We start from the raw sequence: 21,330 nt of genomic DNA, 5'->3' as shown, positions 1-21,330 counted from the left end.
GGCATCAGGTTCGGCGTTAACCAGTGGTTTGCAAATAAAAGCGCCGCTTTGCAGGGCGGCGCTTTTAACAGTATTCTGCAAAACCAATGAAATATCTCTATATGCGTTTAATATCAGCGCCTAATGCTTGTAAACGGGCATCAATGTGCTGGTAGCCGCGTTCAATCTGTTCGATGTTAAAAATGGTAGATTTGCCTTTGGCGGATAACGCCGCTATCAGCAGCGATACCCCGGCACGAATATCGGGCGAGGTCATGGAGATACCGCGCAGTTGTGTTTTTTTGTCTAACCCGATAACGGTAGCACGGTGCGGATCACATAAAATAATCTGGGCACCCATGTCCATCAGCTTATCTACAAAGAACAGGCGGCTTTCAAACATCTTTTGGTGAATCAACACGGTGCCTTTGGCCTGTGTGGCTACCACCAGCACAATGCTCAGCAGGTCGGGGGTAAAGCCGGGCCAGGGGGCATCGGCTACGGTAAGCGTAGAGCCATCAATATAAGTATCAATCTCATAGTGCTCCTGTGCCGGAATGTAAATATCATCGCCCCGCAGCTCCAGTTGGATGCCCAGGCGTTTAAAGGTATCGGGGATGATGCCCAGCTCTTTATACTGCACGTCCTTGATGGTAATTTCCGAACCCGTCATGGCTGCCAAACCAATAAAGGAGCCAATCTCGATCATATCCGGCAACATGCGGTGCTCGGTGCCCTGCAGTTCGGTAACGCCCTCAATGGTAAGCAGGTTAGAGCCAATACCGCTGATCTTGGCGCCCATACGGTTCAGCATTTTACATAACTGCTGCAGGTAGGGCTCGCAGGCCGCATTGTAAATGGTAGTGATGCCTTTGGCCAGTACGGCTGCCATTACAATATTGGCCGTACCGGTTACCGAGGCTTCATCTAATAATATATAGGTGCCTTTTAAATCAGAGGCATCTACATTAAAAAAGCTGTCGTCAGGGTCGTAATTGAAACGGGCGCCTAATTTTTCAAAACCCAGGAAGTGGGTATCCAGCCTGCGCCGGCCAATTTTATCGCCGCCCGGCTTAGGGATGGCCGCCTTGCCAAAACGGGCCAGCAACGGCCCAACAATCATAATAGAACCGCGCAGGCCGCCGCCCTTGGCCTTAAACTCTTCTGAACGGAAAAAATCCAGGTCAATATCTTTAGCTTCAAAGGTATACGTATCAGGGCCAGGGCGTTCAATGGTTACGCCCATGTCGCCCAGCAGTTCAATCAGCTTATTAACATCCTTAATATCGGGTATGTTGCTGATGGTTATCTTTTGCGGCGTAAGCAGTACGGCTGAAATTATCTGCAAGGCTTCATTTTTTGCACCCTGTGGTATAATCTCGCCTTTCAGCGGTTTACCGCCAATAATTTCAAACGCATTGTTCATGTTGTCAGTTTTAAAGGTAATATAAAGCCAAAGCTAAACAGGCTGCAAAGATTGTACAAAAAATGCAAATAGCCAAAGCCATTGCCTGCTGCATTTGTACCGGCCATTTCACAAAAAAGGAGCCGGGCAAGTGATTTGTAGATCCTTTTCCTGCTCCTTATATCTTCCGTAAAGCACAGAGCTTTACTGCGGCCGCTGCCGGTTTTGGTTATTGCGGTTTTGGTTATTCTGGTTATTGCGCGGGTTATTGTTATTACGCGGACCGGCATTCTGGTTGCTCTGGTTAGTACGCGGATTACTGCTGCGCGGGTTGTTGTTCTGATTGTTGGTGCGGTGGCGGTTATTGTTGTTGGTGGGCACCGGCGCACGGTATTCTACCTTGTTCAGGTTTATATTGTCTTCCAGCTTCAGTTCTCCCTTTGAAAGCTCATGCAAATCTGCAATAATACTCTCATCAGTTACCGAATCCTTGTTCCACTGCACATAAGCCATCTTCATGAAGTTGGCAATTGATTGTATCATGTGCTGCTTGCGCACCGGTTCCTCAATACTCTTGGCCTTTTCCATCATCAGTTCAATGGTTTTGCCATAATGCTTGTAACGGATGCGCTGGTGCGGATATTTAAGCGGGTCGGGTTTGGCAGCCAGTACTTCGGGCTCGGGCTTAGGGTAGGGGGCATCCACATCAATGCTGTAATTGGAAATAATGTAAAGATGATCCCATAGCTTGTGCTTAAAATCGGCCACATCGCGCAGGTGCGGATTCAGAAAGCCCATCAGGTCAATGACCACCTGTGCATAGCGGTTGCGTTCTTCTCTGGTAGGCAGCTTTACAATGTAAGCCACCATGTTTTGCACATTACGGCCGTATTCAGACAGGATAAGCTTGCCCCGTGTGGAGTTATAATCAAAAATTGGCGTGGTTTCTTGAGCCATGTAATCAGTTTAATCGTAAAATAGTGGTGCTCTTTATCAATTGTTTAACTGCGTAAGCGCAGTAAAAGAGGCAAAAAAAGATAAGTAAGTAAATATTTCTTTGTGGTAACGCAAATATAAACTAATTGTGTGTAGTAAGCAAAAATAATCACAGGGCAACAATAAATGGTGCTATCTTGCAGTACACATTTTGAGCCAAATAATAAGTAGTACGCATATGGCCTTTGATATAATACGTATAAAGCAACATCCTGTCAGTACATTTTTTTATGCATTGTATCTATTAGCGTTCATTTGGCTGTGTTTTCTTGCTATTGAAGATGCTGTAAAATACCACGGCGATTATTCGTTAGTAGAAGAACAAGGGCGTATAACTGGATTTTTGCTGTATTATCTGCTTGTTATACTCTTTATTCCATATGCTGTTGTAAGTGTAATCATGATTATATTTTCTTCGCAACAGCTATATTATAAGTTGATGCTGATATCAATATTAGCATCAATGGCATTATTTGTAGCCTTAATGTTCAGTTTACATTTACTCTTTGGTGCCTGTTTTATATAAACTAATTATACCATTCATTTATATGCTATGAAAATCACGCACACCGATATCTACCGTTTCAGCATCCCAATGGAGCCGTTTACCATCGCCACCGGTACCATGACTTATGCCCAGAATGTGTTTATCCGGGTACATACTGATGCCGGTTTTTATGGTGTAGGCGAATGCTCCGCTTTCCCGATGATTACCGGCGAAACGCAGGATACCTGCCTGGCTATGGCGCGCGATTTTGCCCGTTTATGGAAGAATGAAGATGCATTGGCCTTGCAGCCGCGCCTGCAGCAACTGCATGATTTTGCGGCTTTTAACGGCACCATTAAAAGCGCCTTTGATATGGCTTTGTATGATATTGCCGCAAAAAATGCCGGGATACCACTTTATAAATATTTAGGCGGCAGTTACAAACCGGTGGAAACGGATATCACCGTAGGTATTCATGACCCGGAACTGATGGCCGAAAAGGCGTTAGCCTTCGCCCAAAATGGGGCCACCATCATTAAGGTGAAAATAGGCAAGGATGCGGTAATGGATGTGGAGCGCATCCGCCAGATACGCAAAGCCGTTGGCCCCGCTATTAAGCTGCGGGTGGATGCCAACCAGGGTTGGAGCTTTGAAGATGCCGTGCTGGCGCTGCAGGGCATCGCCGAGTTTGACATTCAGTTTTGCGAGCAGCCCATGCGCACCTGGAACAACAGCCGCCTGCCGGAGCTGCGCAGCTTGTCGCCGGTGCCTATAATGGCCGATGAAAGCGTATACAATTACCATGATGCCCGCCAGCAACTCTTAACCAACTCCTGCGATTATATTAATATTAAATTTGCCAAGTCGGGCGGTATAAACGAGGCGATGAAGATACAGGATCTGGCAGCCAGCTACAGCGTGCCCTGCATGATGGGGGGTATGCTGGAAAGCCGTATTGCCCTGAGCGCCCAGCTGCATTTTGCGATGGCCATGCCCAACGTTAAGTTTTACGATATGGATACCTGTATGCTGGGCCACCGGGCCGACCCCTGCATGGGCGGCGTGCGCTACGAAGGCTATCATCTCACCATTGAGGATACACCGGGCATTGGCGCCGATGCCAGCGAAGAATACTTAGCCGGCTGCGAACATTGGACTATCTGATGGCCGGAAACTCGATGCCTTTGATGTACTTATAAAACTCAACGGCATACAGGTCTGTCATACCCGATACGAAATCTAACACGCTCTGTATACGGGCATACAGACTGGTATCTGCGCTGATGAACTGTTTAGGTATCAGTGCAATTAGTTTTTGGTGGTATTTGCTTTGGTTTTCTACCAGCGCGGGTATAAATTCTTCCAGCAGGCCGCCCATTACCTTGTAGCCTGCAATTTCAATCTGCACTACGGCCGGGTAATTGTAAATCTTTTCCACAGAGATGGCTTCGATGCGTTTCCATGCCGCCAGTAAAGGCCCGGGCAGAGCATCGGTAAGCGCCTGGTTAAACTCGCCTTTCAGCAGCGCATCCTGGTGGTCTAAGAATAATTTAGCGCAAGCCTGGGTAAGGGTGTTGATGGCGCGGGCGCGAAGCAGGCCAACTTTGGCATCCTCGTCACTGTAGTCGGTTTTCAGGCGGTCGGCCAGCGTGCCGCTTGCGCTTTCGCAAAGCGGCAGCAGCAGTTCTTCAATCTGCTCGTAAGTGAGAATTTTAAGGCGGTGTGCATCTTCCAGATCGATGATGTTATAGCAAATATCATCCGCCGCCTCAACTAAATATACCAGCGGGTGGCGCTTGTAGATTACAGGGTTAGCGCTTACCTGCAGCAGCCCCATCTCGGTAGCTAATTGCTTAAAGGTTTCTTCTTCGGACTGAAACCAGCCGTATTTCTTTTGATGGATATTGCCCTTCACATGACCGGCTGTTGCTTGGCAGGGATATTTTACAATGGACGCTAATGTGCTGTAAGTAAGCGCAAATGCCCCATTACCCTTACCGGTAAACGGATGGGTAAGAATGCGCAGGGCGTTGGCATTGCCTTCAAAGTGAATTAAATCTTCCCATTGCGCTTCCGTAAGCTGCTGCTGGTATTTACTGCCCGGCCCGTTGCTGAAGTAATAGGAAATGGCGGCCTCGCCCGAATGGCCGAAGGCCGGATTGCCCATATCGTGCGCCAGGCAGGCCGAAGCTACAATGTTGCCTACCTCGCTGATGAGCGGCAGGCGGATATCCAGCTGCGGCTCCTGCTTTTTGAGCGAGTTGTAAAAGATACGGCTCAACGAGCGGCCTACACTGGCTACCTCTAAGCTGTGGGTGAGGCGGTTATGTACAAAAACGCTGCCCGGCAGCGGAAACACCTGCGTTTTGTTTTGTAAGCGCCGGAAGGGAGAAGAAAAGATCAGCCGGTCATAATCGCGCTGAAACTGCGAGCGGGCTTCGTCTTCATCCTTCATCGGGTAGTTAACTGTACCCCAGCGTTTAGCCGATAATAGCTGTTCCCATTGCATCATGTTTGTAAAAGTAGCGGATGTTAGGTGATAAAACCATAGGTATACTTTGTTGCTAAAATAAAAAGCCGGTAGTGTGTACCGGCTTTGAGGTTATTTATGGCTATTGCTCAGTTCATCAAAGTATTTGTAGAATAAAGGTATCGTTTCAATGCCTTTATAAAAGTTAAACAGATCGTACTTTTCATTGGGCGAGTGCAGGGCATCACTGTCCAGTCCAAAACCCATCAGCACTGTTTTAATGCCGAGTTCGGCCTCAAATAACGCTACAATGGGGATGCTGCCGCCACCCCGGGTAGGAATAGGCGCCTTGCCAAACGCTTCTTCAATAGCCTTTTGCGCAGCACGATAGGCTATGCTGTCGGTAGGGGTAACCACCGGCTCGCCGCCATGATGCGGGGTTACTTTCACCTGCACATACGGCGGCGCTATCTGAGTAAAATGGTCGGTAAACAGTTTCGTGATCTGTGCGGAAGTTTGATGTGGCACCAGGCGCATGGATATTTTAGCATGGGCCTTTGAGGGCAATACGGTTTTTGCACCCTCACCGGTATACCCCCCCCAGATGCCGTTTACTTCGAGGGTGGGGCGGGTGCCGGTGCGCTCCAGGGTAGAGTACCCTTTTTCGCCCCATACGGCGTTTATACCTAAGTCCTTTTTATATTCCTCTTCATTATAGGGAGCCGAGTTCAGCGCCTCGCGCTCCGCCAGGCTCAACTCGGCTACATCATCATAAAAACCGGGAATGGTAATATGGTTGTCTTCGTCGTGCAGCGAAGCAATAAGTTTAGCCAATATCGTAGCCGGATTGGCCACTGCGCCACCATATACGCCGGAGTGCAGATCGCGGTTGGGGCCGGTTACCTCTACTTCTAAGTACGACAGTCCGCGCAGCCCGGTTTCAAGCGAAGGATGTTCCATGCTGAGCATCGAGGTATCTGAGATCAGCACCACATCTGCCTTCAGCTTCTGCTTGTTTTCTTTAACAAAGGTACCGAGATTATCCGAGCCTACTTCCTCCTCACCCTCGATCATGAACTTCACGTTGCAGGGCAGGGTTTGGGTTTGCATCATCAGCTCAAAGGCCTTAATGTGCATGTAGAACTGGCCCTTATCGTCGCAGGCGCCGCGGGCATAAATCTTGTTATCGCGAATGGTAGGCTCAAACGGCGGACTCAGCCATAGCTCCAGCGGGTCGGGCGGCTGTACATCGTAATGGCCGTATACCAATATGGTAGGCTTACTTTCGTCTACAATCTTTTCGCCGTAAACTATAGGGTTGCCGGCGGTAGGGCAAACTTCTACATGGTCGGCCCCGGCATCGCGCAGGCGTGCGGCCACATAATCTGCCGCTTTCAAAACGTCAGGTTTATATTTAAGGTCGGCGCTTACCGAAGGGAAGCGCAGCAGGGCAAACAATTCATCAAGCATACGCTGCTTGTGCGTTTCTATGTAGGCTTTAATGTGTTCCATATTGCAGGGTTTACCTGCAAATATATAAATGCTTGCCGCAGTAACAGAACCCAGTCAGATAAAATTAAAAGCGCAGAAAACCCGCAGAATCAACTGCTGAAATTTATTGCGGTTATATACTATCTGCCAGGCACGAAAGCAAGTAAATTATACGGCTAATGATAAGCGGATAAAGTACTTAATGTACAATAAATATTATAACTGCATTAAGTTACTTATCTGCCAAGTTCATAGCAATCATCAGGCTATAGATAATGTTAATCATAGCAATATACCTGCTGATTATACGATGCCAAAGCGCAAGGTAACCGTTTTGACGATTAATTTACTTAAATTCAGGCCTTTATTGTATAATGCCTACATCCTGCTTTAAGCCGGAAACGTTTTTTGCTGCCATATCAGCTTGTATGGCCCGGGCATCAATGGTTATATGGTTTGCAGGCTTAGGTTTATTAAGCGACCACGCCGTAACACCTGAAGCCATAACAATGGCTGATGCAATGATTAATTTTTTCATAACAAAAGAAAGTAAAAAGGCAATACTAAAGATAAAGCCTATCTTAATGCGACAGGTTTATTGTACGATACCTAAGTCGCTTTTTTCAGCTTGAATGGTGCCCAGGTCACTTTTTTCACCGGTTGGTTTTACGTCTTCTTTGCTGCATGAAGTCATGGCAAGTGTTGAAAAGGCAAGAGCGGCAACTAAAAGGAGCTTTTTCATAGGTATGGTTTTATTAAGTGTTAGTGGTTTAATTAGATAGATTGATACAGGGTGGTAATTTATTGTATGGTGCCTAAGTCGCTCTTTTCGGCCTGTATGGTACCTAAATCACTTTTTTCGCCGGTAGGTTTTACGTCTTCCTTAGTGCAAGATGAAAATGCTAAAGTTGAAAAAGAGATGGCTAATAAGAAGATTAATTTTTTCATAATGAGTTATTTTAGAATGTTTTAGATTATTTATTTGAAGTAACACTGCAAATGTAAATATGGTTTTTTAATTATCAAAATAAATTTAATAAAAATTTGGAAAAATATTTTAAGCTATTTTTGCCTGATAGTTTAACAGATATTATAACTTTAGTGGTGGCTGGTCGTATTACACAAACAATGAAGAAATTTTACCTGATTCTGCTCTTCAACCTTATTGTTTCATTTATGTACGCTGCGCCGGTTTACAGTGTTATAACTGCTGATACCACTTCAGTAGACAGCTTGAATAAATTAGCTTATACTAATTATCGCGATAATGCCGAACAAACTTTAAGTTACGCCGGGCAAGCCCTGAAGCTGGCTAAAAAGTTAAATTATAAGGGCGGTATAGCCGAAGCTTATCGTTTGTTAGGCATTGGTAACTCCAGTTTGGGTAATAAAGAGAAAGCAGTTCAGGAGTATCTTACCGCTTTATCTTATTTTAAAGGTTCTAAGAACCCGGCGGGAGAGGCTAAAGTATATAACAATATTGGTAACGAATATCAGGAGATAGATTTCGACAAAGCGCTTCAGTTCTTTAAACAGGCGCTAACTATAGCTACACAGTTAAATAACAAAAAACTGGTGGCCGCACTTAACCTAAATATGGGTAACGTTTATACCCGGAAAAAACAGTTCAATACGGCACTGAGTGTTTATCAGGTAAGTGAACGCCTCCTTAATGAGATGAATGATTCGGTTAACATTGTGCAGTGCTGGCGTAATGAAGGCGTAATATATTTTAAAACACATGACTTTGTTAAAGCGAAGCAATTGCTCACTTTAGCCCATGACCGTGCCAAAAAGCAAGACCTGAATGCAATAGTAGCCGGTATCAATTTAACCCTTACTTCCCTGTACATAGCTGAAAGTAATTATAAGGAAGCTGATAAAATACTGAATGAGGGTAAATCCTATGCACAGCTGGTGCAAAGTGAAAAACTGCTTGATGATTATTTATCTACTTCTTACGAATTAGAATTTAAGCGAAAAAATTACAAGGTAGCTTTAGATTATTTACTGGAACGTTATAAAAAAGACAGTACTGAAAACAGTAAAAGTTCATCTATGCGTTTAACACTGGTGCAGGACCAGTTCAAATATCAGGCAGAGCAAAAGGAAGTTCAGCTGCGACTGCAGAAGCAGGAATATGACCGATATCGCTTTATTGCGGTTACTATTGTGGCTGGTTTGTTAATTGTGGTTATTGCCCTGCTGTCGGGCAATATCAAGCGTAAAGCCGAAACCAATAAGCGCCTCACCGAACTTAATACTGAGGTTAGTTATCAAAAAGATAACCTTGACCGCATTAACCAGCACCTTGAAGAAATTATTGATGACCGTACCCGCGATTTGCAGAACAAAAATGTGCGTTTGTCTGAATACTCCTCCTACCTGTCGCATCAGATACGCGGCCCCATCGCCACCCTTCGCGGCTTGCTTAACCTGCAAAAGGAAAATTTACTGAACCAGCGCGAGTGCCTGGCAATGATGGATAAATGCGTAACGGATATAGATGAAAAAATTATAAGTATCAGCGAAATGCTGCACGATAATGAAGATCAGGCAGCAATATAGAAAAATTAATGATACAGCGACGGGAGCGTAGAATGGATTTGGGCTTCCATCAGCCCCAGGTATAAGCAGTACCAGGCTACCATGTGCAAAATCAATAGTTCGCGGTGGCGCTTATAGCCTTTGGTTTCAAAGGCCAGTGTTTCGTTACCGGCAGTAACAAAAAAACTTACCTCTCCCTTTTTGGGTACAAATTTAGATTTTAACAGGTTCACTACCTTAACTTTCAGCTTTGTAGACGGATCATGTATGATACCGGTTTTTAGCGCCGCATTCCGGTTAAGGGAAATAAAGTAGTTTGACATGATGGTAGTAATTGATGCACATGATAATTTGCAATTATTACTCCAAAACGCAAGGCTCGGCAAAGGAAATTAAAATTAACTAAAAGGGGTTTTAGTAGCAGATATACTTTAGTTTAACTATAATATCTTAACTAAAGTATAAAATTTGTTAAGCTTATCTGTGTAAAAAAGTATAGCCTGAGAAACTCAGGCTATAGATATGTAAAGAATATTAAACAGCATCAGCCACTGCTTTATACAGCAACTGATTTCCTGATGTATAGTTCCTCATACAGTTCTATTACTTTTCTTTGCAAGGCAGCAATTTCTGTCTCACGTTCAGCAAGGCGCTGCTGTGTAGCGTTGTTTGCATTAACAGGTTCAATACGGGCTACCGCATCTTCAGGCATCAGCAAATTGGCTACGCTGATTTCAAATATTGCCGCAATCTGCTCCAGTCTTGACAGGTTGACATCAGTTACACCGGTTTCAATTTTTGACAGTGCCGGAATGGAGATACCCAGGCGACTGGCCACCTGCTCCTGACTAAGCCCATTTTTGTGGCGAACCATCCGGATATTTTTACCTACCTGCTTGTTCGCCTTGTTTTGCACAATAGTGTCCATGTTTTTAAAATACCTTCTTTATTAGGGGAAAAGGATGTACAATTCAGTTCAAACGTAGTGCCAGTGCTTAACCCAGCCTTAAATGGTGCTTTTTAAGCAATAATTTAAATATTGGGATAATAAACGGGGCGTTAGCTCCCCGGTATGTGTGCAATGTTTGACCCTTGTGGATAAATGCAAGGGCATAAATGTTAGCTGGTAACAATACCAATAGTTTCCGGCACAATGAAACTCGTTTATAACGCGCCTGCAAAAAAGTTTTATAAGTGTACAAACACAAAGCAGTATAAAGTTTTGACACTATACTGCTTTGTGTTTAATATAAGAATTTCGTTTACTCTGGCTGGCTGCTTACAATACGCAACTTGGCAAATTTCAGCAATAGTTGTTTCTGGCCTATCTCCTTAAAAAATATGGTAGCCTTTACATCCGGCTTTTTACCATCTAAGCTTACTACCTTGCCAAAACCAAAACGCTCGTGTTCTACTTCTGCGCCTACCTGCAGGTTGCCGGTATCAGAAGGGGTAAAGTCGGCCGATGGTACATGCGCCTTAGCCAGCAGGGAAGTAGTTTTTACCTGTGACTTGGGTTTAGAAAAACTATCCTGGGTACGGCTCCATGCGGTACGTTCCTGGTCAAAGAAAGGGTTACCGGTTGCCGCAGTTTTAGCGGCAAAATCCAGCTGCAGGTATTGTGCATCTATTTCATCCAAAAAGCGGCTGGGCTCACAGTTGATCAGCGTGCCGAACTTAAACCGCGAGGTTGCATAGCTGAGGGTGAGCCGGTTTTCAGCACGGGTTACGGCTACATAAAACAGGCGGCGCTCTTCCTCTAAATCAGTACGTGAATTGAGCGACATTTGCGACGGGAACAAATTTTCCTCCAGCCCTACCACATACACCTGCGGAAACTCCAGCCCCTTGGAGGAGTGGATGGTCATCAGCGATACGGTATCGGCATCCTTATTCTTATCGTTATCGTCATTGGTAAGCAGGGCCACATCCTGCATAAATACATCCAGCCCTTTTTCTTCCAGATCCTCACGTTCCGAAAACTCCTTAATACCGTTTAGTAATTCCTGAATGTTCTCGTAGCGGTTCAGCCCTTCTACGGATTTATCTTCGTACAAATCCTTTAGCAGGCCCGAATGCTGGGCAATGTGCAGTGCGGCATCATAAGCCGGACTTTGCTGCGCCAGTACCTGGAAGCTTTGTATCATGGTGCCGAAGTTGCCAACGGCGGTTGAGCTGCGGCTATCCAGAAACTGCGAGGGGTTGGTTACCACATCCCATAGGGTAGCATTATTCTGCCCTGCTGCTAAGATCAGGCGGTCAATAGTGGTGTCGCCAATGCCCCGGCGCGGATAATTGATGACGCGTTTTAACGCTTCCTCATCATTAGGGTTAAAGGTGAGCCTGAAGTAGGCAATCAAGTCCTTAATTTCCTTGCGCTGATAAAAGGAAAGGCCGCCGTAAATCTTATAGGGAACGTTCAGCTTGCGCAGCGCCTCTTCCATAGAGCGCGACTGCGCATTGGTACGGTATAAAATGGCAAAGTCGTGCCATTTCAGCCCATGTGTGGTACGCTGCTGGTGAATATCTTCGGCTACATTTTTACCTTCCTCATTGTCACTAAAGGCACGTGATACTTTTATTTTATCGCCGTCCTCCTTTTCAGAAAATACGTCCTTTTTCAGCTGCTCCTTATTGTTGGCAATAATGCTGTTGGCTACGTTTACAATGTTTTGGGTAGAACGGTAGTTCTGTTCCAGCTTAAAAACTTTCAGGTCCGGGTAATCCTTCTCAAAGTTCAGGATGTTCTGAATGTTTGCTCCGCGAAAAGCATAAATACTTTGCGCATCATCGCCCACCACGCAAAGGTTTTCGCTCACGGCGGCCAGGCGCTTCACAATCAGGTACTGCGAAAAGTTGGTATCCTGATACTCATCCACCATCAGGTATTTAAATTTATGCTGGTACTTGTTCAGTACCTCCGGATTATTGCGCAGCAGCTCGTTGGTTTTAAACAGCAGGTCGTCAAAATCCATGGCCCCGGCACGGTAGCAGCGGGTAGCGTACATTTCATAAACTTTACCTATATGGCCCCGGCCCGATGAAAAATCATCCGCCTGAATACCCGCATTCTGCTGGTATTCCTGCCACGAGATGAGGTTATTCTTGGAAGCTGAAATGCGGTTATACACAAAGTTGGGATTGTACAGCTTGTCGTCCAGGTTAAGTTCTTTCAGCACCGCACGCAATACGCTTTTGCTGTCATCGGTATCATAAATGGTAAAATTGCTGGGGTAACCCAGCTTGCCGGCTTCCACCCGCAGTATCTTGGCAAATACCGAGTGAAAGGTGCCCATCCATATATTCTTGGCTTCGGTGCCTACCACGTGCGTAATACGGTCGCGCATTTCGCGGGCGGCCTTGTTGGTAAACGTAAGCACCAGTATATTAAAGGCATCTACGCCCTTGCGCACCAGGTGGGCCACCCGGTAGGTAATTACCCGCGTTTTGCCCGAGCCGGCACCGGCAATAATCATCACCGGCCCTTCGGTTTGCTGCACCGCATCGCGCTGGGCGGGGTTAAGCCCTGCTAAATAGTTTAAATCTTCTCCCATAACTATAGCCGGCAAAATTACAGTTTTGCGGTTATCATTTACTAAGGTTTTTGGGAATTAAAGTTTTGGGGAGATTGGAAAGAGGAACGGAGAGCGGCGTAGTGGGTATCAAAACTGATATTTCAAACTTAACCCGGCGCAGAGACCCCTCCCTGCCCTCCCGGGGGAGGGACGAACTGTAATGAATTTAACCTAAATTATTTACTCACTCAATCCTTTGATCATTCAAACCTTAGTTAAAGAGCATTGGCCTTAAGTGGAGAAGCTTTTTTTCTGCCTTGATGGTTACTATACTTTTTGATCAAGCGAAAAGTGAAGTAACAATCGTTAAAGCACAAACCCCCAAAGCGGATAGCAGCACCAACAAGTAATTTGTCGCGAATCCCAACACTATTTAAACAAAACAATTCTACGTTTGCCGCTTTATATCGGAAAGCATTACCTGCCCATGAATCGCCTCGCCAATTCTTCATCACCCTACTTACTGCAACACGCCAATAACCCGGTGGACTGGTACCCCTGGGGAAACGAGGCCCTGCAAAAGGCCAAAGACGAAAATAAGCTGATATTGGTGAGTATCGGCTACTCTGCCTGCCACTGGTGCCATGTAATGGAGCACGAAAGTTTTGAGGACGAAGGCGTGGCCGCGGTGATGAACGAATATTTTGTATGCATTAAGGTGGACCGGGAGGAGCGCCCCGATGTAGACCAGATTTATATGAGCGCCGTGCAACTCATGACCGGCAGGGGCGGCTGGCCGCTCAACTGCATTTGCCTGCCCGACCAGCGGCCCATATATGGCGGCACTTACTTCCCGAAAAACGACTGGACCAGCCTGCTGTTCAACCTGGCTGATTTTTACAAGCAAAAACCGCAGGAGGCCGAGGAATATGCCGTGCGCTTAACCGATGGCATCAAACAATATGAATCGGTAAACCTGATTACCGAACAGCCGGAATACAGCCGCAAGGATGTGGAGGTAATTGTAGCCAACTGGAAGAAACAGTTTGACTTAACGGAGGGTGGCACCGGCCGTGCGCCCAAGTTCCCGATGCCTAATAACTGGCATTTTTTGGTACGGTACGCCCATTTAATGCAGGATGAAAGTGTAGCTTTAGCCGTTAAACTTACCCTGCAAAAGATGGCATTCGGCGGCATATATGACCATATAGGCGGCGGTTTTGCCCGCTACTCGGTGGATGCGCGCTGGCACGTACCTCATTTTGAAAAGATGCTGTATGATAACGGGCAGCTCATCAGCCTGTATGCCGAGGCCTATGCCTGGCAGCCCAACCGTTTGTACCATGAGGTGGTAAACGAAACCATTGCCTTTGCGGAGCGCGAACTGCTGTCGCCCGAAGGTGGTTTTTATTCGGCACTGGATGCGGATAGCGAAGGGGTAGAAGGTAAGTTTTACATTTTTAATAAAGCCGAAATTGACCAACTGCTGGGCGATGATGCGCCGCTGTTTGATGCTTACTACCATATTACTGAAAGCGGCAACTGGGAGGAAGAAGAAACCAATGTGCTATACCGCAAAGAGAGCGATGAATTGGTAGCACGGCAGTTCAACCTTACTTTAGCAGAACTAAAAAGCAGCATCAGCAATAGCCGCGAAAAGGTGTTTGCCTATCGCAGCCAGCGCATACGGCCGGGGCTGGATAACAAGATACTAACCTCCTGGAACGGTTTAATGCTGAAAGGCTTATGTGAAGCCTACCGTGTATTTGATGCAGACCGTTACCTGCAATTGGCATTGAAGAACGCTGACTTTATCAAACAAAACCTCATTACGCCCGACTACCGGCTGGTACGTATCTATACCCCCGGCGCTAATGCCGGAGGCCGGAAACCGGTTGCCTTTTTGGATGATTATGCCAACCTGATTGAAGCTTTTATTGCGCTGTATGAAGTTACCTTCCGGATGGAGTGGCTGGAGCAGGCTAAGGAGTTGGCCCGGCAGGCCATTCAGCATTATTACAGCGCCGAAGAAGGCATGTTCTTTTATACCGCTGCAGATGATGAACAGCTGATTGCCCGTAAAACCGAAATTATGGACGGGGTGATTTCTTCCTCCAATTCGGTAATGGCCATGAACCTGAAAAAGCTGAGCCTGTTTTATACAGATAGCAGCTTTGAGCAGATAGCAGCACAACTGCTGCGTAACCTGATGCCGTACATGGTTAAATATGGTTCGGCATACAGTAACTGGGCAAGTGTGCTGTTATATGAAATTACCGGCATGTACGAGGTAGCTATTGCTGCGGCCACCCCGGCAGCAGGCATTGTACAGGATTTACGCACCGAAATAGAGCAGCATTACATCCCTAACAAAATAATATTGGGTGGCAGCGAAGAAAATTTACCTTTGCTGGAAGGAAGAATTGATGATGAATCCCGCATTTATATTTGTAAAGATAAAACCTGCGGATTGCCGGTAACTACCGTTGCCGATGCGATAAAACAAATTAAAGCCTAAGGGCTTATTATTAAATAAATACAAACCCGATGAAATTAGAACCCAATCACGTAGTATCATTAACCTACGATTTGTATGTAAATAATCCTGATGGCGGCGGCGAATCGCTTGTGGAAAGTGCAACAGAGGAGCAGCCGCTTACCTTTTTATACGGCGCGGGGCAAATGTTGCCTAAGTTTGAAGAAGAACTGAGCACCCTTTCTACCGGCGACCAGTTTGACTTCCGCCTTGCCGCAGCTGATGCTTATGGTGAGTATAATGATGAGGCCGTAGCCAGCCTGCCTAAAGAGATGTTTCAGGGTGCCGATTTTCCGGAAGTAGGCGCTGTACTGCCTTTACAGGATAACGAGGGCAACCGTTTTCAGGGCCAGGTGGTATCTATTGTAGAGGATGGCGTACTGGTGGACTTAAACCACCCGATGGCTGGCCAGGACCTGCACTTTAAAGGCGGCATCATAAACGTGCGTCCTGCCAACCCCGAAGAGTTGCAGCACGGCCATGCGCACGGTGCCGATGGCGATCATGGTCATTAATCAGGAAGATTGATCTATATACAAAGAAGGCTGCGGAGCAATGCTCCGCAGCCTTCTTTGTATATAGCAAGCGCAGTTTGGCATACCGTAACAATAGAACTGAAGTTTGATAACTGGTTACAATTCAAGTCGCCCCGAATTGTTCAGCTTGCAGGTAATAGCAATACGGCAGGGTATCTCCTCGCCATTAATCGTAGCAGGAAAAAAGGTTTTATCGGCATCGCTCAACCGGTCAATTTTGACGGCCAATACCCGTTCTCCAAGTACAGGTGAGGTAATATGTACCCTGAAGTCTGCCAAACGTCCAACCGGACTGACAAGTAATTCAATATAAGCCGAAAGGCCATAATTGCTGAAGCCGGGATTAGCATCATAAAAATCCTGCGGTAGCCTGAACAGGTCAAGGTAGGGCAGGTAGCCAAAGTAGCGCCCCCCAATTTTGATGGGTTTGGTTATGATGTCTTTAGCGGTAAATTCGTGGTCAACAACATACTTAAAAGCAGATGCGGAGTCATCAGGCGCTTCATACCGCAGGGTTTGCGTCGTATAATTGTATTGCTGAACGGGTTTGCCTGCCTTATTAAAAAAGTGCCATGTACCCAAGGGTTTGCCCTGGCTGTAGGCGCCGCTGGCTATAACGGTTTTCTTTTTATAAAATGCCTGGTACATACCATCCAACACCCGGCGGTCTGTTTTTAAGGTATGATACTTTACGGTAACATTGGGCGTAATTTTGTCTTCAATTAAGGGACCAGTATCCTGTGCATATACATTCAGTCCCGTAAGCAGCAAAATAATAAGGTAGTAACTGGCTTTCATGCGTACCATACTAAAAGTTGACTATCGTAATAACAACTGTTCGCCGATAGACTGAATTTCATCCTGATCAAAGCTGCTGCTGCCTTCTGTGGTCCAGGTGTAAAGGGTGTCTTTGTAAATAGTAATGCTGAATGTATCGCTTACTACTTCGTAATATGTTTTGTCATCCTGCTCAAAAGTGTGCACACTGGCTGGTACCTGCTGGCTGTTAATTGCAAGGTCTATGTTAAAATCTTCCATAATCTTTAAACCGATGAAAATGCAGAGGGTTTGTTTCAGCCTTGTAATTATAATAGAACGGGTTTTTGAAAATAACGGGAATGAGCAAAATCAAGCCGCTCATGGCGGCCCGGTTAATGCCGGTTGTAAAGTTTCGTCCACTTCAACAGTTTGCCTGCCTGCTTTTTGCTAAAACCTTTTTTGTTATACCGCCATTGCCAGTTGTTCGCCGTGGTAGATGGATTGTTCATTCTGGCGTTCCCATCCAGTCCTGCTATATCCTGATAAGGAAGAATCACTGTTTTTGCTGCAGAAGCATAAGCCATACGGCTTAGTACTTTGTGTACATTTTTAGCTGACACTTTTTGACCGGAGTATTGCGCTAACTGCTTCCTTACTTTTTTGCCTGTATCCTGATGGTACCAGCCTGCCGTAGTATTATTATCATGCGTACCGGTATAAGCAAAAAACTGAGGCTCATAATTATGCGGAATGTACATTGAGGAAGGCATGGTATCACCGAATGCAAACTGCAGCACCTTCATCCCCGGCAGGGCAAACTCATTGCGCAGGGCAAATACTTTCTCATCTACATCGCCCAAATCTTCGGCTACAAAGGGCAATTCGCCCAAAGCCGCTTTAACAGCGTTGAAGAAAGCGCTGCCCGGGCCTTTTATCCACTGCCCGCTGCGTGCGGTGGCTTCATTAGCGGGCACTTCCCAATAGGCTTCGAACGCCCGGAAATGGTCGAGCCGCAGTAAATCGAACAATTCTGTATTCTTGCGCAGCCGCTGTATCCACCATTGGTAACCGGTGGCCTTCAGTTTACTCCAGTTGTATACCGGCATACCCCATAGCTGTCCGTCGGCATTAAAATAATCGGGCGGTACGCCGGCTACACCTGCAATTTTGCCTTCTTTATCAAGGTTGAACAAATTGCGGTTGGCCCATACATCCGAAGAATCGTAGCTTACATAAAAAGGCAGGTCGCCGAATAATCTCACGTTGTACGAATGGCAATCTTCCTTCAGCCGGTGCCATTGCTGTATAAACTCAAATTGCAGCCACTTAATTTTATTGATCTCCTGCTGATGGGCCCTGTAAAGCCGGTTGATTGCTGCCGGTTTTCGTAACCTCAATTCATCAGGCCACTGGTACCAGGGCTGTTCTTGCTGCTGCCTGATTACGGTATACAAGGCATAATCATCCAGCCAGTACGCTTCGCGGTTATAAAATTCCTCCAACTGCTGCCGAAGGGTTGGATCTGCCTGCTGCAAAAAGCGCTGGTAAGCCTGCCCGAACAATTTGGTTTTAGCGGCGGATACCTTTTCAAAGTCCACCTTGTCGGTAAGCGGCAGTTCTGCCGCCTTGAGTTCTGCGGCACTAACTAAACTGGCTGCGGCTAATTCATCCGGACTGATCAGTAAAATATTACCCGCCATACTGCAGGCCGAGCTATAGGGCGAAAATTGCTGCTCCGCACTTACCGGGTTAAGCGGTAGTACCTGCCACAGGCGCTGGCCGCCCCGGCTCAAAAACCGGATGAAACGGTGTGCCTCCGGGCCCATATCGCCTATGCCATAGGCCGAAGGTAACGAGGTAATATGCAGCAGTACCCCGGCGCTGCGTTTAGTTTGCGGTTGCTGCAATTGCAGTAAGGCCAAAGGCAGTGTTTGCAACGCCTGGGCTGCAAATAATTTACGGCCATCTAACGTTCCGGTGGTATTCAGCAACAAGCTTTGCCACTGCCCCGGCGCTTCGGCAGGCAGCTCAATACAGGTATCTTTCCAGTTAAGCTGGTCGGGCGTTGTACCTTGCTCAATAGCCAGTGCTGCCACATGCAGCGGCACTATGGTAACATACCACACGGCATGATAACGGCGCGCAAAAGCCATCAAATGTTGTGCATAAGCGCCTTTTACCTTAAGCGGCAGGTAATGCCCGTTGGTAAAAGTTTGGGTTGAGGATTGCCTTACCTTGAACAGCGTTTGGGTAAGCCAAAGTTTGATCTGCCCGGTGTACCGTTCTTTCCAAAGCTGGCTGGTTAGTTCCTGGCCGTTTAGTTTGGTGTTGGTAAGCTGCTGAAGCATTTGCTTGCGCAGGTCATAATCAACCGGGCGGCGGTTGTCGGGGTCAACCAAACTTAAATCCCATAGCTCGCAGCCCTGGTACACATCGGGTATGCCGGGGCAGGTAAACTTAAGCAGTACCTGTGCGAGCGAATTTATGATGCCATAATCAGCAACCTGCTCCTGGAACCGGCTAAAAGATGCCCGGAAATCCGTATTCTTATCTAAAAGGGCAGTAGCAAAATTTAAAGCAGCCTGCTCGTAAGTTTCGTTGGGCGATGCCCAGCTGGTGTTGGTTTTGGCTTCGCGCAGGGCTTTGGTCAGGTATTCGGGTAGCCGGGTGGCAATATTATCCTCATCCTGCCCCGGCATAGGGTAAGCCCCTGTCAGGGTTTGATAGATAAAATATTCATCGTTCATATCCGGCGCAGTATCCTGTTTCAGGCCGGCGTTTAGTTGCTGCCAGTGCTGCACGTTTTGCAGCCACAGCGAAGGCAGGTCGGTAAGCACATTCAGCCGGGCGCGTACATCCTCGCCGCGTTTGGTATCATGCGTAGATGTGCCGTTGACAGACAGCGGCCAGTGCTTCTGCCGGGCCTTCATTAGTTGGTGGAAAGCCTTTACACCGCTGCCAAAAGCTTGCGGCGTATCGCCAACCTCATTATGGCCTATAAAGCGGTTGTAGGTATACATCAGCGTATCTTCCACACCTTTAGCCATCAGCGGACCGCTAAATTGCATCAGCCGCTGGTAAAACTGTAAGGCCCGTTTATTATAGTCATCCCTGGCCTGTTGCGGCTTGCGCAGCAAAACCTCCATGAGCAAGTTAAAGGCAGCGGTTAAGTGCTCGTTGGTTTGCGTTGCTTGATGTATCAGTTTTTTTAACAGGTGTTCCTCCGCTGCCGGTAATGGCATGTGGTTGCCATAATAGCGGTAAACCGGACAACTAATAAGCAATTGTGCAATGGCTTCTTTTAGCCGGGCGGGTTCCGTTTTAGCCAGCGCCTTTTTATCGGCCAGGTTAAGCTTGTAAAACAAATTGCACAGGTTCTCCAACTCGCCGCCCATGTGTTCGGACAGGATATAGGCCTTTTTTTGCAGTATCTGTTCTTGTGCCGGTATTTCGCTCTGGGTTAGCTGCTCATAAAAACGGGTGAATGTTTTTTCGGCTTCAGCATTGGTGAAAAGGTTATTCACCTGCGCCAGAAAATCGTAACCGGTAGTGCCTTGCACCGGCCAGTGGCGGGGCATATCCTCGCCCTGCTCCAGTATCTTCTCGGTTACAATATAGGTGTCTTTACCTGCTAAACGGCGCAGTCGCTTCAGGTACTGTTCCGGGTCGTAAAGCCCGTCAATATGGTCAATGCGCAGGCCTTGAAATATACCTTCGTCCGTAAGAGCCTTGACATAGCGGTGTACCTCCTCAAAAACAGTTTTGTCCTGTATATTCAGGCAAATCAGGCTGTTTACCGTGAAAAAACGACGATAGTTAATATGCTGATCTGTTTCTTCGTAGCTGCACAGGCGGTAATGCTGCTGTTCGGCCAGTTCGGCCAGCAGTTCGGGGTTGTTGTTAAGCGCTTTGAGTACCCTGTTGAGCGTATTCTGCCCTTTTTTTTCAGATGCAAACTTCTGTAAGCCTAACAGCAGGTTATTCCAGCTTTGTGTAAATATTGCAGCCTCGCCCTGCTGTGTACCTGCAGCCTGCAGCAGTGCTTGCAGATCTTCGTTTTTAATAGTTCCAAGTATCCGGGTGTAGCTTTCATCACTTAGGGGCCAAATGTTCTCGTAATACTTAAATTGTAAGCGGTTATCCTGATACACTACGGTCAGTTCTCCGCCCTGTATCACCTGTTCCAGCGGGTTGCCTAAAAAGGGAACCATGAGGCGGTTATCGGTGAATAACTTACTGGTTCGGGCACTGTCAAAAAAACTGGCGTAAGGCGAAAGCGGCCCCTTTTCCAGTACATCCGTAAGCCAGGGATTGTGCCGGCTATAGCCCATGTGGTTAGGTACAATATCCTGCAACCAGCCCATACTTTTCACTTTTAGTTGGACGCTTAGCGCCCGCAACTCCTCTTCGGTACCTATTTCGGGATTGATGCGGTTGGGGTTTACCCCATCATAGCCATGCGTACTGCCGGGTTCGGCTTCAAAAATGGGTGAGGCATAGATGGTACTTACGCCCAATTGCTGTAGGTACCCGATGATTTGCTCAAAGCTGGCAAATGTAAATTGCTGATTAAACTGCAGGCGATAGGTAGCTGCCGGATTATACATAA

17 protein-coding genes are annotated in these 21,330 nt (G+C 46.8%); 4 read left to right on the top strand and 13 right to left on the bottom strand.

Features of this window, described 5'->3' with window-relative positions; all coding sequences use genetic code 11:
* Positions 1-97: 97 nt before the first annotated feature.
* Complete coding sequence (gene murA / locus ACY652_RS01420; RefSeq protein WP_462266138.1) at positions 98-1,405, bottom strand: UDP-N-acetylglucosamine 1-carboxyvinyltransferase; 1,308 nt, start codon at positions 1,403-1,405, stop codon at positions 98-100.
* Positions 1,406-1,588: 183 nt separating this feature from the next.
* The gene (locus tag ACY652_RS01415) at positions 1,589-2,341 is read right to left on the bottom strand and encodes a DUF4290 domain-containing protein (protein ID WP_462266137.1); all 753 of its coding nucleotides are present in this window, start codon (positions 2,339-2,341) and stop codon (positions 1,589-1,591) included.
* Between the two features lie 592 nt (positions 2,342-2,933).
* Here ACY652_RS01415 and ACY652_RS01410 point away from each other — a divergent pair.
* Positions 2,934-4,031: a mandelate racemase/muconate lactonizing enzyme family protein gene (locus ACY652_RS01410; RefSeq protein ID WP_462266136.1), complete on the top strand. Its 1,098-nt coding sequence runs from the start codon at positions 2,934-2,936 to the stop codon at positions 4,029-4,031.
* Here ACY652_RS01410 and ACY652_RS01405 read toward each other — a convergent pair.
* The 5 genes from ACY652_RS01405 to ACY652_RS01385 all read right to left on the bottom strand — a co-directional run bounded on the left by ACY652_RS01405 (position 4,024) and on the right by ACY652_RS01385 (position 7,776).
* Positions 4,024-5,376, bottom strand: coding sequence for a deoxyguanosinetriphosphate triphosphohydrolase (locus tag ACY652_RS01405; protein WP_462268200.1), 1,353 nt, complete (start codon positions 5,374-5,376; stop codon positions 4,024-4,026). The genes ACY652_RS01410 and ACY652_RS01405 overlap by 8 nt on opposite strands.
* A gap of 93 nt (positions 5,377-5,469) precedes the next feature.
* Entirely contained in the window at positions 5,470-6,849 is a 1,380-nt protein-coding gene (locus ACY652_RS01400) for a dipeptidase (RefSeq protein ID WP_462266135.1), read from the bottom strand.
* A gap of 343 nt (positions 6,850-7,192) precedes the next feature.
* Positions 7,193-7,366 (bottom strand): hypothetical protein, encoded by a 174-nt coding sequence (locus tag ACY652_RS01395; protein ID WP_462266134.1) that lies wholly within the window; start codon positions 7,364-7,366, stop codon positions 7,193-7,195.
* 57 nt (positions 7,367-7,423) lie between these two features.
* Complete coding sequence (locus ACY652_RS01390; RefSeq protein ID WP_462266133.1) at positions 7,424-7,570, bottom strand: hypothetical protein; 147 nt, start codon at positions 7,568-7,570, stop codon at positions 7,424-7,426.
* Between the two features lie 59 nt (positions 7,571-7,629).
* Positions 7,630-7,776: a hypothetical protein gene (locus ACY652_RS01385; RefSeq protein WP_462266132.1), complete on the bottom strand. Its 147-nt coding sequence runs from the start codon at positions 7,774-7,776 to the stop codon at positions 7,630-7,632.
* A 180-nt stretch (positions 7,777-7,956) separates the two neighbouring features.
* On the opposite strand from ACY652_RS01385, the gene ACY652_RS01380 reads away from it, so the two are divergent.
* A complete protein-coding gene (locus ACY652_RS01380) occupies positions 7,957-9,396 on the top strand; it encodes a hypothetical protein (RefSeq protein WP_462266131.1) in 1,440 nt (479 codons plus the stop codon).
* Positions 9,397-9,401: 5 nt separating this feature from the next.
* Here the strand turns inward: ACY652_RS01380 and ACY652_RS01375 are convergent, their stop codons facing one another.
* From ACY652_RS01375 to ACY652_RS01365, 3 genes are all read right to left on the bottom strand, one after another.
* Positions 9,402-9,698 (bottom strand): hypothetical protein, encoded by a 297-nt coding sequence (locus tag ACY652_RS01375; RefSeq protein ID WP_462266130.1) that lies wholly within the window; start codon positions 9,696-9,698, stop codon positions 9,402-9,404.
* Between the two features lie 233 nt (positions 9,699-9,931).
* Positions 9,932-10,303: a helix-turn-helix domain-containing protein gene (locus ACY652_RS01370; RefSeq protein WP_462266129.1), complete on the bottom strand. Its 372-nt coding sequence runs from the start codon at positions 10,301-10,303 to the stop codon at positions 9,932-9,934.
* A gap of 334 nt (positions 10,304-10,637) precedes the next feature.
* On the bottom strand, positions 10,638-12,929 hold the full coding sequence (locus ACY652_RS01365) for an ATP-dependent helicase (RefSeq protein WP_462266128.1): 2,292 nt from the start codon (positions 12,927-12,929) through the stop codon (positions 10,638-10,640).
* Between the two features lie 415 nt (positions 12,930-13,344).
* Between ACY652_RS01365 and ACY652_RS01360 the strand changes: the two genes are divergently transcribed.
* Together ACY652_RS01360 and ACY652_RS01355 are read left to right on the top strand one after the other, a co-directional pair.
* The gene (locus tag ACY652_RS01360) at positions 13,345-15,408 is read left to right on the top strand and encodes a thioredoxin domain-containing protein (RefSeq protein ID WP_462266127.1); all 2,064 of its coding nucleotides are present in this window, start codon (positions 13,345-13,347) and stop codon (positions 15,406-15,408) included.
* A gap of 29 nt (positions 15,409-15,437) precedes the next feature.
* Entirely contained in the window at positions 15,438-15,941 is a 504-nt protein-coding gene (locus ACY652_RS01355) for an FKBP-type peptidyl-prolyl cis-trans isomerase (RefSeq protein WP_462266126.1), read from the top strand.
* Positions 15,942-16,058: 117 nt separating this feature from the next.
* Here ACY652_RS01355 and ACY652_RS01350 read toward each other — a convergent pair whose 3' ends face one another.
* The 3 genes from ACY652_RS01350 to treY all read right to left on the bottom strand — a co-directional run bounded on the left by ACY652_RS01350 (position 16,059) and on the right by treY (position 21,328).
* Positions 16,059-16,760: a hypothetical protein gene (locus ACY652_RS01350; RefSeq protein ID WP_462266125.1), complete on the bottom strand. Its 702-nt coding sequence runs from the start codon at positions 16,758-16,760 to the stop codon at positions 16,059-16,061.
* Positions 16,761-16,781: 21 nt separating this feature from the next.
* Positions 16,782-17,000, bottom strand: coding sequence for a hypothetical protein (locus tag ACY652_RS01345; RefSeq protein ID WP_462266124.1), 219 nt, complete (start codon positions 16,998-17,000; stop codon positions 16,782-16,784).
* 113 nt (positions 17,001-17,113) lie between these two features.
* Positions 17,114-21,328, bottom strand: coding sequence for a malto-oligosyltrehalose synthase (treY, locus tag ACY652_RS01340; protein ID WP_462266123.1), 4,215 nt, complete (start codon positions 21,326-21,328; stop codon positions 17,114-17,116).
* Between the last annotated feature and the right edge of the window lie 2 nt (positions 21,329-21,330).

It is taken from the genome of Mucilaginibacter sp. (assembly GCF_965200995.1).
Taxonomy (GTDB): domain Bacteria; phylum Bacteroidota; class Bacteroidia; order Sphingobacteriales; family Sphingobacteriaceae; genus Mucilaginibacter.
The sequence above is the reverse complement of the archived record's forward strand: the minus strand, read 5'-3'. Positions and strand labels throughout refer to the sequence as shown.